A 15,200-nucleotide genomic window follows, 5' to 3' on the forward strand; every position below is an offset into this window, starting at 1 on the left:
GACCTGGACATAGACCTCGGGGAAGCTCTTGAGCGCCTCCAGCGTCGAGTCTCGCAACATGTTCGAGCGGGTGCTCAGCCACAGCACGGTCCCGCTGCCAGCGAGGGAGCGCAGGGCATCCGCGTCCACCGACTCGTCCACCCGGAGGTGGAGCCGGTAGTGGGGCAGCGTCAGGCTGGCGGGGCCTGGAGCCTGCGCCAGCACCGCCGCCAGCAACACCGCCACGCCGATCACTTCGAGCGAGCCTCGCCCGTGTACAGCGAGGTCCGCTGGTAGCGCTGCACCACCACGCTCAAGACAACCTTGAGGATGGCCGCCACCGGCACCGCCAGGAGGATGCCCACGAAGCCGAACAGCTCACCGAACGCCAGGATGGCGATGATGACCGCTACCGGCGCGAGCCCCACCTTCTCTCCGACAATGCGCGGGGTGATGACGAAGCCCTCCAGCATCTGGCCGAAGATGAACGTGCCCGCCACCACGCCCAGTTGCCAGGGCCCCTGCCACGACAGCATCAACCCCACCAGCGAGAGCACGATTCCGAGCCCCGTCCCCAGGTACGGCACCATGTTGCCAAACCCGGCGATCACCCCGATGACGATGGCCATGTCGATGCGCGCCACCGACAGGCCCGCGGCGTAGATGACCGACAGCATCGCGCCCACCGTCAACTGCCCGCGCACGAAGGCGGACAGCACCTCGTCGACCTCCGCGAAGCGACGTCCCACCAGCCCCACCGCGCGTCGCGGCAGCAGGTCCTTCAGCCGCCCCATCAGTCGCGGGTAGTCCTGCAGGAAGAAGAAGGCCAGCACCGGCACCACCGCCAGCCCCAGCAGCGTCACGACGAACCGCGCCGTGTTGCCCGCGAAGGCCGCCAGGAGGCGCGCGGCGGCGGGGCCCGCGCTCTGCACCAGGTCCGACGCCTGCTGTCCCAACTCCGTGGTGCGCTGCCGCACCAGGTCCGGCACCGAGCGCCCCAGCAACCCCTCCAGCCGAGGCACCACCTGCGTGCTCGCGCGACGGAAGAAGTCCGGCAGCTTCAGCGCCTCGTCACGAAACACCGGGACGAGATAGAGCACCGCGCCCACCATCAGCAGGGTCCCCGCCACGAAGACCACCGTCGTCCCCAGCGTCCGATCCAACCCCCTGCGCTCCAGGGCCGTCACCATCGGATTGAAGATGTAGGCTCCGGACAGCGCCAGCAGCACCGGCACCGCCACGCCGCCGAACACCGCCAGCAGCGCGAACACCAATCCCAGCGAGCCCACCATCACCGCCGACCACCACAGGTCGATGCGACGAGCCTCGACCTCCGTCAGGTCGACCTCCGGCACCGCGGCCACCGGCGACGACGGCGCTTCCTTCACGGAGTGAAGCACGGGAGGCACCGGCGCCTGGCTCACCGACCCGGGGCTGCTCTTCTTGTTGTTGCGGCGTCCGATGACCCACTCCTCTTCCACGAATCGTTCGTGGATTACGGCTTCTTCAAGCCGTCATTGCGCATCCCGAAAGCGTCCAGCTTAGGCCCCGTCAGGGTTCGGACGGAAAGGCCCGGACCCACGGCTCATCATCGCCCAGGCTTCCTGGGAAACCACGAGGGCATCCGTGGCGCGGTCCCGCCTGGTTGGATGAACGGCAGGCAGCCCCCTCGAGCATCCCCGCCACGAACCGGCGACACCCGTCACGGAGTGCCTCCCCCGGGCGCGCTCTCCGAGGAGCGCAGCTGGATGGTCAGCCTCGCCCGGGCACCACTGGGCTCGTAGTACGTCGTATAGGGCCAGTACCCCTGCTTCTTCACTTCGATTTGATGCAGGCCCGTCCCCAGCGTCAGCCCCCGGGGATTGCCGGCGTAGTCGCTGCACGCGCCCTGGAGCACGCCGTCCAGATACACCTCGGCGTCATCGGGATCACACCGCAGCACCACGTCTCCGCTCGTGCCCTGGGCACCGGCCATCAGCTCGCGCGCTCGCGCCATCGAGTCGGGCTCCTGCTGCCCCGCGCACCCCAGCAGTGACAGCAGGAACAATCCCGCGCCGTACCTCGGCCACCGTCCCACCCGCGCACCACTCACCCCATCACCCTGTCGACCTTCCACCGAAGTCCCCTGCCGCGCGGAACCGGGCCTCGGGAGCCTGCATCCGCGCTACTGCGTGACGATGACGACACGGCCCTCGGCCAGGAAGCCCGTGTTGACCTCTCCCAGCGTCTTCACGTCATCCGAGGCGAGCACCAGGTCGGAGCCCTTCAACCCGGTGGCCTTCACCACCATGGGCTTCTCTCCCACCAGCGCGGCCTTCTTCGCCGCATCCAGGCTGTTGAACCACGCGGCGACACCGGTGGACTCACGGACCTCGCTCGCGAGCGCACCCGCCCCATAGAGCGCCTTGCCCGCCGCATCCAGCAGCCGGGGCGCGAGCACGGGCTTGAGCCCCAACCCTCGCGCATCCACCACGAGGCCCGTGTACTTCTTCGCGCCCGCGCTGTTGAAGACGATGGTCGCTCCCGGTGCGGGCACCACCAGCGCGGACGTAATCGCCGCCAGCGGCACCTCCACATCCAGCTCCACGCCACTGTCCGAGAAGAAACGCTTGGCGACGACCTTGTGGCCGCGGACCGCCGTCTCCACCCGCTCGCGCACCTCGCTCCGCGCCATCTCGTCGCCGACGCTCCGCCCCGCGCTCAACTGCAGCGTGCGCACCTGCTCGAGGAGATTCTTGGACGCATCCTGCTTCGCGGAGCGCTCGGCCCCCAGGCGCGCCTGCCCCGGATTTGCCGCCTTCAAATCGGGAGCACCCGCCCCGGTCGCCCGAAGCACCTGCCCCTCCCAATTCACGCCCACACTCCCCACCGGACGGACAACCTCAACGGTGGGGACGGGCTTCGCCGCCTTGCCCTGGCCGAACGCCGACAGAGGCACGGCCAGCAACACCGCCCATCGCAAATGCCGCATGGAGCTCCTCCCGTCCTCACCCGATACCTTGGGTAGTCCCAGGGCAGAATGGCTGCCCATTCAAGGAGCCCGCCTCCTTGGAAGTCAAGACAACCTCCGAGGAGCAACGCGTCGCGTCAGTTCTCGCTGCCCGGGCGGCCGTGACGGTCGACGTAGGCGTCGATCATCTTCCGGTGCCGCTCGGTGAGGAGGGTGAACTTCACGCCGGAGCGCTCGCCGCGTTTGGCGGTGGACAGCTCCACCCACTCGCGTACGACTTCGCCTTCCGCGTAGATGATTTCTTCCGAGCCCGGGAGCTGGAACTGGAGGCCCACGCGCTTGGCTTCGTGCTGGGGTTCAATCAACCGTGCCAGACTCACCCCTTCCGGGCTGATGTCCGCGGCCCGCGACATGTACGGCACGCCGCCCATGTACTTGTTCAGGTAGATGTCGAGGGGCGCCCGCTTCGCCTTCCGCTTGTCGCTCATCGCTCCGTCGCCTCCGCTGCGTGCAACAGGTTGCTCCGGGGTTGAAGCAACCTGGATGCAGGGTAGAGGCAGGTGCTGAACTCGCAAGAAAACGACCCACCACTCCGTGCTGGGCGCGAGCGCGTGGGCCCTATATTCCAGCCCACATGATGAAAGGTGGAAGCATGCGAACGACGATGTGCATGGCGACACTCGCCCTGGTGCTTGGCACCACGGGAGCACACGCCCAGGGTGGCGGCGCGGCGAAGAAGTCCGAGCCCACGGCGAAGGCTCCCTCGGCCCCGACTCCTCCTCCCGGGGAACTCTCCGAGGACGGAAAGACCATCTACGCGCTCGGCGTCAGCGTGGGGAAGGACCTCTCCCTCTTCGCCCTCACGCCAGAAGAAGTCCTCATCCTCCAGCGTGGCGTCGCCGACGGAATGGCCGGCACTTCCACCGTCGAGCCGAAGGAGTACGCGCCCAAGATTCAGGCGTTCGCGAAGTCGCGTCAGTCCCAGGCCGGCAACGCGGCGCTGGAGCGCGCGGCGAAGGAGCCCGGCGCGGTGAAGCTGCCCACGGGCGTCATCTATCGCGAGACGCAGGCGGGCAACGGCAAGAGCCCCCGCGTCACCGACACCGTGAAGGTCCACTACGAAGGGCGGCTGGTGGATGGCTCCGTGTTCGACACGTCGGCCAAGCGCGGCATCCCCGTCGAGTTCCCCCTCAACGGCGTCATCGCCTGCTGGACCCAGGGCGTCGCGCGGATGAAGGTGGGCGGCAAGGCGAAGCTCACGTGCCCCGGCGCCACCGCGTACGGCGAGCGCCCTCCTCCGGGCTCGCGCATTCCGCCCAACGCCGTCCTCGTCTTCGACGTGGAGCTGGTGGACATCCCCGGCGACACGTCCCGGCGGTAAGCCGCGCGGCTCACTTCACCCGACGAATCCAGAAGCTCCCGGGCCAGTCCACGGGAGCGCCTCGATACGACGGGAAGGCCTGACGCAGTCGGTCCGCATGCGTCAGGTGCATGAAGCTGCTGCCCCAGAGCACCTCGAAGCTGTCATTGAAGGACAGGAACGCCTGGAGCAGGTACTGCTCCGTCCAGAAGCGCCGGTGCTCCAGCACCCAGGACCTGGGGTACTCCGCTGGCAGGAAGATGTCGTGGATGTGCACCACCACGCCCTTCTTCAACCGGGGCAGCAGCTCCAGGAACTCCACCTGGACGTCACTGCCCACCTTCAACACGTGGCTCGAGTCGATGAAGAGGATGTCGTTCTCCTCCAGCCTCGCCACCTCCGACAACGGAATGTCCTGCGCCTTCATCGGCTCCAGGCGCGTCAGCCCGGGGAAGCCCGCGCGCAGCACGTCGCTCGGATAGGGCTCGAACGCCACCAGCTCACACGCGGGCGCGCCGTGTGACTCATTCACCCGGCACGCTTGCGCGGCCAGTCGCGTGGACCAGCCCGAGCCAATCTCGAAGAGCCGGCGCGGTTTGAGTTCCCGCACCAGGCAGTACAACAGCTCCGCATCCACCGTCCCGAACGCGCTGTTGCCCAGGTGGAACTCGTGCGGGACGCCCGTGGGCTCGCGCGGGAAGGCCGTGTATTCGTCGCGATACTGCGTGGAGAAGCGCTCCAGGAGTTCGAGTTGCCTGGACTCGCGCAGGTCCACTCCCACCAGCTCCGAGCGCGCGCTCCAGAGCGACTCCGGCAGCGAGCTTGTGTCGGGGATGGGCTGATAGAAGTGGTTCGGCGTGACGTGGTAGCCGCTCCGCTCGAAGACCTGGAACAGCCGAGGGTCGTCGAGCAGCCCGAGCCGCCGGCCTCCGTTCACCAGTCCTTGGGCCAGCAGCTCCTTGAGTCGACGCTTGATGGGCATGTGCGGCACGCAGCCTACCACCGCGTGGGACTACGGCTTCCCCTTCAACGCGGCCTCTGTCGCCCGCAGCAGCGGCTCCGCGCTCACCGGCGCGCCCGTCGCATGCGTCATCCACACGTCCGGCGTCACCGAGCCATACGTCGCCATCCGCTCGAACTCCGCGCCCAGCGGCCCCTTGCGCGACAGGTGCTCCTCAATCTGGAACGCGATGAGATGCCCCAGCGGATAGTCCGGCAGATACAGCGGGTAGCTGATCATGTGGCTGTAGATGGCGAGCAGCGTCGTCCCCTCGCCCCCGAGCACCGGCGCGAAGTAGCGGGCCCACACGTCACGGGAGATCGACACCACCGCCTCACGCAGCTCCGCGGCCGTGGCCTCCGGGTGCGCGTACAGCCAGTGCCACACGCCCATGTCCACCATCGCGATGCCCGAGCGCTCCCACGTCTGCCAGAAGTCTCCGAGCACCCGCTCCCGCTCGCTGGCCGCATCCGGCTTGCCCAGCCCGAGCAGCTCCAAATCCCGCGCCTGGAACACGAAGGCCAGCGCCTCCGTGAAGGCGTTGTTGGGGACACCCGTGAGCAACGTGTGGTCCACGCCGTAGAGGCTGAAGGCCTGCTCCACGTTGTGCCCCAGCTCGTGCACCGCGATGTTGTAGCCCTTGTAGCTCATGCCCTCCTTCTCCACGCGCGTGCGCAGCCGAGGGAAGTCCCCTCTGCGCATCGCCTGCTGGGCATGTCCCGCCCCCCGCGAGGCATCCACGCGGATGTGCGCCGCGAGCCAGTCCGCCTTCTGCGCGCTGAACCCCATGCCGCGAAGGATGCGGGGCATGTCTTGCGCAAACGCCTCCGCGCTCGGGTAGCGCTTGCGAGTCAACGCATCCAGCTCCGACTCCGGCCGCTGGGCGCCCGGCTTGAACCCCGCATACCAGACGTCCTGCGGCTCCAGCTTCCGGCCCAGCCTTGTCTCAATCTCCTTCGCCACACGCGGCACCAGCGGGGACTCCAACACCTGCGTCAGCAGCGCCTTTACCCGCTCCTCGGGCAGCTCCCGACCCAGCTCGAAGGCGCGAGCGATGCGCGTGGGCGCCACCGGCACGTACGGGTCCGCCTTGCGCGCGGCCTGGAAGATGGCGAGCAGCCGCGCGTAGCGCACGTCCTGCTCCCGCGTCGCGTCCGCCTTGGCTTCCTTCGACGGCGCATCCGCCTCCACCGTGTCCGCCGGCGCCACCGTGACGACGTTGGTGTATGGGTTCCAGTCCAGCCTCGGGTTGTCGATGACGGCCGCCGGAATCGTCTGGGTGATGATGCGCTCCATCACCTGGACGATCATGCGCTGCTTCTCGCGCCCTCGCGGGTCCGCGTAGTCCGCCTTCAGCTCGTCGCGCAGGTTCCAATGGCTGATGAGCCGCAGCCCCTTCGGGAAGAGTCGCTCGCCGCGCTCGTCCAGCAGGTGGTGCATCCACACGTTGTACTCGGCGATGTAGAGGTTCGCCGCCGCCACCTCACGCGAGGACTCCTGGGCGATATCCGCGGGAACCCGCATGCTGAAGCGCCCGGCGAGTCTCGCCTCCGCCCACTGCCTGCGCGTCCACGTGGGCCCCTTCTCCGTGCGCTCCGACAGCGTCGTCAGCGGGAAGTTGAGCAGCACCACGAAGGCGACCTTCGCGCGGAACAGGTCCTCGGTGACGTGCGAGGACGGGTCATACGCCGCCACCAGCGGCTCCACCGGCAACAGCGGCCCCAGGTCCAGGTCCGTGTACCACTGCGTCTCGCGCCCCAGCTCGAGCATGTGCCCATCCAACTGCTCGAACAGCCGCTCCAACCGGGCGAACGTCGCGTCCAACACCCGCGCGTCCGACACGAACTGCTCACTCACGAAGACAGACAGGTCTCCGTCCTCGGCCCGCCATTGCAGGGCGACCTGATCGACGCCCCGCTCGATGCGCGCGCGAGACGCCTCCCCGTGTTTCGCCACGAGTCCAGCCTTCACCGCCGCCAGGTCGAACGCGGGCTTCATGGCTCGGGACTCCTCCGGCGCAATGACAGGGGGCCGTGCGGGGGTGGCACATCCCAATGCCAACAACAGAGGCCAGGAACGGACGGCGGAAAAGAAGCGTGGCTTTGGAGAGGACATGGGCAGGCACCAGAAAGCACGAAGGGCCCGACCTTGGCAGGCCGGACCCTCATGATGCATCCAGGAAGTCGTTGCGAACGACGTCGGGAATCAGCCAGCGCGGACGTTCTGCGCCTGCAGACCCTTGGGGCCGCGGGCCACTTCGAACTCCACCTTCTGCCCCTCCTGGAGGGTGCGGAAGCCATCCATGTTGATGGCGGTGTGGTGGCAGAACACGTCCTCACCACCGCCGTCCTGGGTGATGAAGCCGAAGCCCTTCGCATCGTTGAACCACTTCACGGTACCAGTAGCCATTCGATTTCTTCTTCTTTCGTCACGGACGCGAAAATCCGCCGTCCGGTCCTACCGAGCGAACCCTAAAGGACCCGGGGAATCTATGCGGCCTTTCCCCGGGAAGTCCACTTCAGCAGGCTACCAGCCGCACTTCTGGCCCTTGTTCTGGGCCTTCAACCACTGACGCAGCGGGCTGAAGTAATCCAGCAGTGGTGTCGCATCCATCTTCCGCGTTCCAGTGACGACCTGGAGCGCCTCCGGCCAGGGCTTGCTCGCGCCCAATTCCAGCATCGCCTGGAGCCGCTTTCCGGCCTCCTTGTTGCCGTAGATGGAGCACTCGTGCAGCGGGCCCTTGAAACCTGAAGCCTCACACAGCGCCTTGTGGAACTGGAACTGGAGGATGCGAGCCAGGAAGTACCGCGTGTAGGGGACGTTCGCCGGCACGTGATACTTGGCGCCCGGGTCGAAGTCCTGCTCGGAACGAGCCACCGGCGCGGCCACGCCCTGATACTTCTGTCGCAGCGTCCACCAGGACTTGTTGTAGTCCGCCGGCTTCACGCGGCCGGAGAAGACCTCCCAGCGCCACTGGTCCACCAGCAGGCCGAAGGGCAGGAACGCCACCTTCTCCAGCGCGTCCTTCATCTGGAGGTTGATGAGGTTCTTGTCGTTCTTCGCCACTTCCTTCAGCAGACCGACCTGCTGGAGATAGGCGGGGGTGATGGACAGCGTCAGCGCGTCGCCAATGGCCTCGTGGAAGCCGTCGTTCGCGCCGGCCTGATAGAGCACGGGCAGGTTGTAATAGTACGTGTAGTAGTAGTTGTGACCCAGCTCGTGGTGGATGGTGACGAGGTCCTCCTCGGTGGGCTTGATGCACATCTTGATGCGCAGGTCGTTCTCGTACGTCACGTCCCAGGCACTGGCGTGGCAGACGACGTCCCGGTCCTTCGGCTTGGTGAACTGGGAGCGCTCGAAGAAGGACTCAGGGAGCGACTTGAGGCCCAGCGAGGTGAAGAACTTCTCACCCAGCCGCACCATCTTCAGCGGGTCGTAGTCCTGCTTCTTCAGCTCGGAGTCCACGTCCAGGCTGGCCTGACCGGGGAACGGCTCCACCAGGGGGTAGATGTTGTTCCACTCCTGGGCCCACATGTTGCCCAACAGGTGCGCCGGAATGGGCTTGCCCGAAGGCACCTTCTCCGCGCCGTACTGCTTCGCCAGCCGGCCCCGCACATAGCAATGCAGGTCGTCATACAGGGGCTTCACCTGGCCCCACAGGCGCTGGGCCTCCTTCTCGAACTCGGCGGGCTGCATGTCGTAGCCGGAGCGCCACAGCGTGCCCAGGTCGTTGAAGCCGATGTCCTTGGCGCCGTCGTTGGAGATGCTCACCAGCTGCTGGTAGAGCGGGCGCATGGGCTTGGAGATGGAGTGCCAGCCCTGCCACGCATCCAGCAGCGCGTTGTAGTCACGGCTCTCCGCCATGACGTCCGACAGCTCCTCCAAATCCCTGCACTTGCCCTTGCCGTCGGCGCCGCAGTACTTGCCCTTGCCGTAGAGTCCTTCCAGCTTCGCGGCCGTCGTCGCCAGCTCCGCGCGCTTCTTCGCGTCCGAGGGCGCCGGCAACGCCTGGGACACGCGCAGCAGGTGCAGCATGCGCGCGGTGTCCGCGTCGAGCTTCAGGCCGTCGAAGCGGCGCGAGTCCTTGATGGCGCCGTTGACGTAGCCGAGCACCTCTTCGTTGACGTAGGCGGCGTTCCGCTCGGTGTCATCGGTGATGTACGTGGACTTGATCCACTCGGCGGTGGCCTGTTTCGTCCATAGCCGCTTGAGGTCCGCGTTCACCTTCTCGGCGAACTGCTTCGCCTCCTCGGGCGTGGCCTTCGCGGCGGGCGCCTGGGCAAAGCCCGGGACGGCGGTCAGCACCATGGCCGCGAGGGCCGAGCGCAGCAACGACTGCGGAAGTCGGGTCCGTTTCATGGGGCGGACCGTAGAGGAACCGCCGGCCAATGACATCCCGAAAGTAGGCCCTCCGGCACCTGCGCGCCCGTCCCACCACGTCGGCGTCCGGCCTCGTCGCCGGCTGACGCAACGCGAAAGCGGTATCGAGCGCCCCGGACGAAAGGGACGACACGCGCCCCAGGGCCCGCCCGTGGAGCAGGCGAGTCCCCTGCCCTCTCCCTCCCGAGTCCCCGGGCCGCGTTACAGCTTTGAAGCCATGCTCCTTGGACACACGAAGGACCCGACCTGGCCCGCGCCCGAGGACGCACTCACCGAGGCCCGTCGCTTCATGGGACAACAGCGCGGGAAGCGGGTGCTCGTCGTGCCCCACCCGGAGGTGGATGGGCTCGCGTCCGGCGTGCTCATCGTCCGTGCCCTGGAAGCGCTGGGTGCATCCGGCGCCCTCCGCGTGCCGGGAAAGGGAGAGCATGCCCATTCGCCAGGGTTCCTCGAGCGGGTCCGCGCCTACTCGCCCGAAGCCCTCATCGTGCTCGCCATGGGCAGCCGGGCGACACCTCGCCTCCCCACGCTCGTCGTGGACCGTCACCAAGAAGCCGAGCCGCTTCCCGCCGAGGTTCGGCTCCTCTCCGCGCACGGCCATGAACCCACCGCGAGCACCAGCCTGCTCACCTATGTGCTCGTGTCGCCGCTCATCGTGCCCGGGCCGCTGGAGTGGCTCGCGGTGCTCGGCACGGCGGGCGCGCTCGGCACCGACGCGCCCATGCCGTTCCTCAAGGACGCGCTGCGACGCGCGAACCGCAAGGCCGTGGTGGAAACGGTGTCCCTGGTGAACGCCGCGCGACGCTCCGCGCGCTTCGCCGCACCGAGGGCACTGGAGGTCCTCCTGCGCGCACGCAACGCGAAGGACGTCGCGGACGGCCACGTGCCCGGCGTGGACGAACTGCGCGACTGCCGCCTGGAAGTGCGTCGGGAAGTCGAACGCTGCGCGAAGACACCTCCACGCATCGCGACGAACGTGGCGCTCCTGCTGTTCAGCTCCGAGGCCCTGGTACACCCCCTGGTGGCCGTGAGGTGGGCGCAGCGCCTTCCCGAGCATCTGGTCATCGCCGCCAACACGGGCTACCTGCCCGGGCGCGTGGACTTCGCGCTGCGCAGCCAGGCGACCCGAGATCCGATGACCCTCCTCCAGGGACTGACGCCTTCCGCGCTGGGAGACGCGCTCACAGCGGGCCACGCCCACGCCACGGGTGGGAGCTTGTCCCAGCCCGACTTCCTCCGCTTCGCGGAGGCCGTGGGCCTACCAGGACTGCGCGCTCAAGACGTGGAGCGGCGAGGCGCGTTCCCGGGCTGATGGGATATGACAAGGGCCGTGCCACTCAAACACGCCCTCGTCGTGCTCCCTTCGCTGCTCGCGCTCGTATCGCTGTCCGCGTGCGACTCCTCGGATGACGGGGAACTTCGCGGCTGCGAGCAGTACAGCTTCCCGCTCTCCGCGCAGACGTCGTCAGGCCACCTGGCCGTCTGCGACAGCCCGGCCTGCGGCAACGGAGAGAATCCACCGAACTCCGGCCCGCACTGCGGCAACGTGGCGCGCTGCGGGGTCTACGCGGAGCCCGTGTCTCGCTGCCTCTACGTCCACAACCTGGAGCACGGGCACGCGGTGTTTCTCTATAACTGCCCCGACGGCTGTCCCGACGAGGTCGCGAAGCTCGAGGCCGCCGCGGCCAGCGTGCCCACGGGCGCAAACGGTGTGCGCCGAGCCCTGGTGGCGCAAGACCCGCAGATGCCCCAGCGCGTGGCCGCGCTGCTGTGGCGACGCACGTACCTGGCGGACGCCGTGGACCCGGAGGCCCTTCGCTGCCTCCTGGCGCACCAGGACTCGGATGCCCCCGAGCCTGGCCTTGCCTGCCCGGGCCCGTGAAACCTCGCGCATGACTCCTCGCTCGGAGCCCAGGAGCGGTTCCGGCGGATGACAGTTGCCCCTCGCGGCACGGGCCACGAATGCGGGGGCTCGCCCGTCGGTACGGAGGGCAGGCGTCCCGACGCTGGGTGCGGGCAACCGGTTTGTCGACTGCCAGCCATTTGTAGTCAGGGGCATGAAACCAACGCTCCGACGAAACCTCGCCGTGCTGGCGTTGGCGTGGCTGACAGCCGCCGTGTCGCCCGCCCTCGCTCAATCACAACCACCGGGTGTGAAGGGCCCCGTTCCCACGGGGATGCCCAATCGCCTCGCCGTGGGACTCTTCGAGGAAGCAGGTCAGAACTGGATGCGAGACAGCGGCGTCCCCTGGGACGTGCGCTACCGCTACTTCACCAAGGGCTGGGTGGACAACTGGGGTTGGGGGCAGCCCGATGGAAGCTGGGGGAAGGCCTTCCTCGATGAGTCCAAGACCCAGGGCTTCCTCCCCGCGCCCGTCTTCTACCAACTGTTCGCCGAGCCGGGCGGTGGTGAGGGCGAGTCGCTCGCCAAGGTGCAGAACGCGGCCACGATGCGCGGCTACTTCGGCGACCTGAAGATTCTGCTCCAGCGCGCGAAGGAGCTCGGCAAGCCGGTGCTGCTTCACATCGAACCGGACGCCGTGGGGCTCCTCCAGTTCCAGACAAACTCCAATCCCAACGCCTATGCCGCGATCGCCGCCACGGGAATGCCCGAGCTCGCGAGCCTCCCCAACACCGTGGCCGGCTGGGGCCTCGCCTTCCTCCAGCTCCGCAAGTCCGTGGGCGCCAACAACGTCATCCTCGGCATCCACATCTCCGCGTGGGCCAGCGGCAAGGACATCTCCTGCTGCTCCGTCACCGACCCGCTCCAGCCCGAGGTGGACAAGGTCGTCAACTTCCTCAAACCCCTGGGCCTTGGAACCAACGTGACGGGCGCCACCTACGACGTGCTCGTCGGAGACCCGCTGGACCGCGACGCGGACTTCTACAAGCTCACGCGGGCCCAGGACGTCTGGTGGGATGCCAGTGACAACGCCTCCATCTCCTCACGCTCCTTCAATCGCTACGCGCAGTGGCTGACGCTCATGAACCAGACCACCGGCAAGCGATGGGTGCTCTGGCAGATTCCGCTCGGCAATTCCCAGCATCGCAACATCAACAACGACGGCAGCACCCGCGCGGGCTATCGCGACAACCGCACCGAATACTTCTTCGGCACGAGCGGCGACGCGCACCGCCGCAAGTTCGCCAACACGGGCGTCATCGCGCTCCTCTTCGGCGCGGGCGCGGGTGGACAGAGTTCGTATCCGAATGACCTGGGCGCGGATGGACAGCCCTACCTCAAGACTCACGCGGCCCCGTTCCTCCTCGCGGGTGGACTGACCCTCCCCGCCACGGGCACCACCCTCCCCGGCTCAGGAGGAGGCACTGATGGCGGCTCGGGTGGAGGGACCGACGCGGGCACCGACGCCGGGACGCGCGACGGCGGTTCTGGTGGCTCCGACGCCGGGACGAGCGATGGCGGAACGCGCGACGGCGGTTCTGGTGGCTCCGACGCCGGGACGAGCGATGGCGGAACTCGCGACGGCGGCGTGGGTGGCACTGACGCCGGGACGAGCGATGGCGGAACGCGTGACGGCGGCTCGGGTGGCACTGACGCCGGGGCGAGCGACGGCGGTAGCGCGGCTCGCGGCTACGGCTTCGAGTCCAGCACCGAGGGCTGGTCGTCGTCGGGCGCTCCACTCAAGGCCGCGACGTCCTCCACGGCGCGAGCCCAGGCGGGGACGCGCTCACTCGCGGTGCCCTTCAGCGGAACCTCGGGAACGGGCGTCGTGTCCGTCCTCACCGCCCCCGTCCCTCGCGGCGCGACCGTGACGTTCCGCGTCTGGATTCCCAGCGGCAGTGGCATCACCGCCATCCAGCCCTTCGCACTGGAAGGAGAGCCAGGCGGCTGGCGCTACACAGGGCGCTGGACGGCGATGGGCAGCCTTCAGACGGGAACCTGGAACACCGTGACGGTGGCCCTGCCCACCAACAGCACGACGCCGCTCTACCAGCTCGGTGTCGAGTTCACGACGAACAGCGGATGGACGGGCACCGTCCACCTGGACGCCATCACCTGGTAGCCCCCAGGGGCCCAAGAGTCGGGCCCCTTGGCCCCTCCAGGCCCTTCGGAATTCGCACCGGGGAGCGCAACTATTTCCGGACTTCAGTGTTTTTGTTCCCGGGGGAGTCCTCTCCCCCTTCGCGAACCAACTGAAGGAGTACCTCCGGATGATTCGACGCCTCACTCTCACCCTCGCCGTGTGCGTGGCCGCATGCGCACCCGACGAGGGCCCGCCCACCTCCCATACCCCACCGCTCGACGCGCCAGGACAACAGGAGCAGCACGCCGAGCCCCTCGAGACGCCCACCGAGCCCAACACCCTGCGCTTCCTGGAGCAGGCGACCTTCGGACCCCGGCAGGCCTTTGGCGCCCCGACGCCGCCCATCGACACCGTCGAACACGTCATGACGGTGGGCATCCGTCAGGCCATCACCGACCAATTCGCCGCGCCGCGCTCCACCTTCGACGGCCTTGCGACGAAGGACCTGGGCTCGCAGTTCTTCTTCCATGCCGTCCATGGACAGGACCAGCTCCGGCTGCGCATCGCCTTCGCCCTGAGCCAGATTCTCGTCGTCTCCCAGAACGGCATCCCCAACGTCATGTCCACGCCGGAGCCCGAGCCGCGCGTGGCGATGGCCAGCTACCTCAACCTCCTGTCCCAGCGCGCGTTCGGCAACTTCCGCCAGCTCCTGGAGGACGTGACGCTGCACCCCGCCATGGGCACGTACCTGGACATGGCCAACAACCGGGCCTTCAAGCCCAACGGCCAGCCCATCGAGCCCAACGAGAACTACGCGCGGGAGATGCTCCAGCTCTTCACGCTCGGCCTCCACAAGCTGAATGAGAACGGCACCCCGGTGCTCGACAACCTGGGCCGCACGACGCCGACCTACACCGAGGCGCAGGTCCAGGCGTTCGCCCACGCCCTCTCCGGTTGGACCTATGCCGGGCCCACCTGCCCGACCATCGGCCGGACGAATCCGCCGACCTACGCGGCGCCGATGATGGACTGCGCGGTGAACCACAACAGCACGTCCAAGGAGCTGCTCCGGGGCGTGTGGACCACCGCCAACGGCACGCCTCGTCAGCACCTGAAAGAGGCGCTCGACAACGTCTTCGACGACCCGAACCTGCCGCCGTTCATCTGCAAGCATCTCATCCAGCATCTGGTCACCAGCAACCCCAGCCCCGAGTACGTGCAGGACGTGGTCAACATCTTCAAGAACAACGGCAGCGACGTCCGGGGAGACCTGCGCGCGGTGATCCGCAGAATCCTCCAGCACGACGAGGCCCGGGGCCCCGTGCCTCCCGCCGCTCAGCTCGCGACCTTCGGCCACCTGCGCTCGCCCGCGCTCCACGTCACCACGCTCGTCCGCGGCCTGAAGGGGACGCTCGACACGACGGGCACGCTGGACCCCGGCGCGAAGCTGAGCACCTGGAGCCAGTCCATGGGCCAGTACGTGCCCCAACCTCCGTCTGTCTTCAGTTACTACCCGCCCAACGCGCCCGCCCCGGGAGGAGGAGG

Annotated in this window: 14 protein-coding genes; 5 read left to right on the forward strand and 9 right to left on the reverse strand. The window is 67.9% G+C overall.

The features are described from left to right. The 5 genes from HR086_RS35145 to HR086_RS35165 form a co-directional block, all read right to left on the reverse strand. The coding region (locus HR086_RS35145) for a hypothetical protein (RefSeq protein WP_174467812.1) at window positions 1-225 on the reverse strand (225 nt) is incomplete at its 3' end. 5 nt (window positions 226-230) lie between these two features. Then, window positions 231-1,388 (reverse strand): AI-2E family transporter, encoded by a 1,158-nt coding sequence (locus HR086_RS35150; protein ID WP_373564394.1) that lies wholly within the window; start codon window positions 1,386-1,388, stop codon window positions 231-233. A 293-nt stretch (window positions 1,389-1,681) separates the two neighbouring features. After that, window positions 1,682-2,095, reverse strand: coding sequence for a PEGA domain-containing protein (locus tag HR086_RS35155; RefSeq protein ID WP_373564393.1), 414 nt, complete (start codon window positions 2,093-2,095; stop codon window positions 1,682-1,684). Window positions 2,096-2,143: 48 nt separating this feature from the next. Beyond that, the gene (locus HR086_RS35160) at window positions 2,144-2,950 is read right to left on the reverse strand and encodes a hypothetical protein (protein ID WP_141640615.1); all 807 of its coding nucleotides are present in this window, start codon (window positions 2,948-2,950) and stop codon (window positions 2,144-2,146) included. 116 nt (window positions 2,951-3,066) lie between these two features. Continuing rightward, on the reverse strand, window positions 3,067-3,417 hold the full coding sequence (locus HR086_RS35165) for a PilZ domain-containing protein (RefSeq protein ID WP_141640614.1): 351 nt from the start codon (window positions 3,415-3,417) through the stop codon (window positions 3,067-3,069). 164 nt (window positions 3,418-3,581) lie between these two features. Here HR086_RS35165 and HR086_RS35170 point away from each other — a divergent pair, with 164 nt between their 5' ends. Continuing rightward, window positions 3,582-4,310, forward strand: coding sequence for an FKBP-type peptidyl-prolyl cis-trans isomerase (locus HR086_RS35170; RefSeq protein ID WP_174467813.1), 729 nt, complete (start codon window positions 3,582-3,584; stop codon window positions 4,308-4,310). A gap of 10 nt (window positions 4,311-4,320) precedes the next feature. Here the strand turns inward: HR086_RS35170 and HR086_RS35175 are convergent, their stop codons facing one another. From HR086_RS35175 to HR086_RS35190, 4 genes are all read right to left on the reverse strand, one after another. After that, the gene (locus HR086_RS35175; protein WP_174467814.1) at window positions 4,321-5,271 is read right to left on the reverse strand and encodes a class I SAM-dependent methyltransferase; all 951 of its coding nucleotides are present in this window, start codon (window positions 5,269-5,271) and stop codon (window positions 4,321-4,323) included. Window positions 5,272-5,301: 30 nt separating this feature from the next. Further along, a complete protein-coding gene (locus tag HR086_RS35180) occupies window positions 5,302-7,287 on the reverse strand; it encodes a hypothetical protein (RefSeq protein WP_254626589.1) in 1,986 nt (661 codons plus the stop codon). A gap of 207 nt (window positions 7,288-7,494) precedes the next feature. Beyond that, on the reverse strand, window positions 7,495-7,698 hold the full coding sequence (locus HR086_RS35185; RefSeq protein ID WP_141640610.1) for a cold-shock protein: 204 nt from the start codon (window positions 7,696-7,698) through the stop codon (window positions 7,495-7,497). A gap of 117 nt (window positions 7,699-7,815) precedes the next feature. Further along, entirely contained in the window at window positions 7,816-9,648 is a 1,833-nt protein-coding gene (locus HR086_RS35190; protein ID WP_141640609.1) for a M2 family metallopeptidase, read from the reverse strand. A gap of 238 nt (window positions 9,649-9,886) precedes the next feature. Here HR086_RS35190 and HR086_RS35195 point away from each other — a divergent pair, with 238 nt between their 5' ends. From HR086_RS35195 to HR086_RS35210, 4 genes are all read left to right on the forward strand, one after another. Continuing rightward, complete coding sequence (locus HR086_RS35195) at window positions 9,887-10,981, forward strand: hypothetical protein (RefSeq protein WP_174467816.1); 1,095 nt, start codon at window positions 9,887-9,889, stop codon at window positions 10,979-10,981. A 54-nt stretch (window positions 10,982-11,035) separates the two neighbouring features. After that, window positions 11,036-11,551 carry a DUF3105 domain-containing protein gene (locus HR086_RS35200; protein ID WP_254614449.1) on the forward strand — a complete coding sequence of 172 codons (516 nt, stop codon included), beginning with the start codon at window positions 11,036-11,038 and terminating at the stop codon, window positions 11,549-11,551. Between the two features lie 175 nt (window positions 11,552-11,726). Beyond that, window positions 11,727-13,694 (forward strand): hypothetical protein, encoded by a 1,968-nt coding sequence (locus tag HR086_RS35205; RefSeq protein WP_174467817.1) that lies wholly within the window; start codon window positions 11,727-11,729, stop codon window positions 13,692-13,694. A 148-nt stretch (window positions 13,695-13,842) separates the two neighbouring features. After that, on the forward strand, window positions 13,843-15,200 hold a 1,358-nt coding region (locus tag HR086_RS35210), incomplete at its 3' end, for a DUF1800 family protein (RefSeq protein ID WP_174467818.1).

It is taken from the genome of Myxococcus sp. CA039A, from assembly GCF_013336645.1.
GTDB lineage: Bacteria > Myxococcota > Myxococcia > Myxococcales > Myxococcaceae > Myxococcus > Myxococcus llanfairpwllgwyngyllgogerychwyrndrobwllllantysiliogogogochensis.

Bases quoted from the DNA above. Each gene is read 5' to 3' on its own strand.
- HR086_RS35160 (WP_141640615.1), bottom strand. From the start codon at position 2,950: ATGCGGCATTTGCGATGGGCGGTGTTGCTGGCCGTGCCTCTGTCGGCG.
- HR086_RS35195 (WP_174467816.1), top strand. From the start codon at position 9,887: ATGCTCCTTGGACACACGAAGGACCCGACCTGGCCCGCGCCCGAGGAC.
- HR086_RS35165 (WP_141640614.1), bottom strand. From the start codon at position 3,417: ATGAGCGACAAGCGGAAGGCGAAGCGGGCGCCCCTCGACATCTACCTG.
- HR086_RS35170 (WP_174467813.1), top strand. From the start codon at position 3,582: ATGCGAACGACGATGTGCATGGCGACACTCGCCCTGGTGCTTGGCACC.
- HR086_RS35175 (WP_174467814.1), bottom strand. From the start codon at position 5,271: ATGCCCATCAAGCGTCGACTCAAGGAGCTGCTGGCCCAAGGACTGGTG.
- HR086_RS35180 (WP_254626589.1), bottom strand. From the start codon at position 7,287: ATGAAGCCCGCGTTCGACCTGGCGGCGGTGAAGGCTGGACTCGTGGCG.
- HR086_RS35185 (WP_141640610.1), bottom strand. From the start codon at position 7,698: ATGGCTACTGGTACCGTGAAGTGGTTCAACGATGCGAAGGGCTTCGGC.
- HR086_RS35190 (WP_141640609.1), bottom strand. From the start codon at position 9,648: ATGAAACGGACCCGACTTCCGCAGTCGTTGCTGCGCTCGGCCCTCGCG.
- HR086_RS35205 (WP_174467817.1), top strand. From the start codon at position 11,727: ATGAAACCAACGCTCCGACGAAACCTCGCCGTGCTGGCGTTGGCGTGG.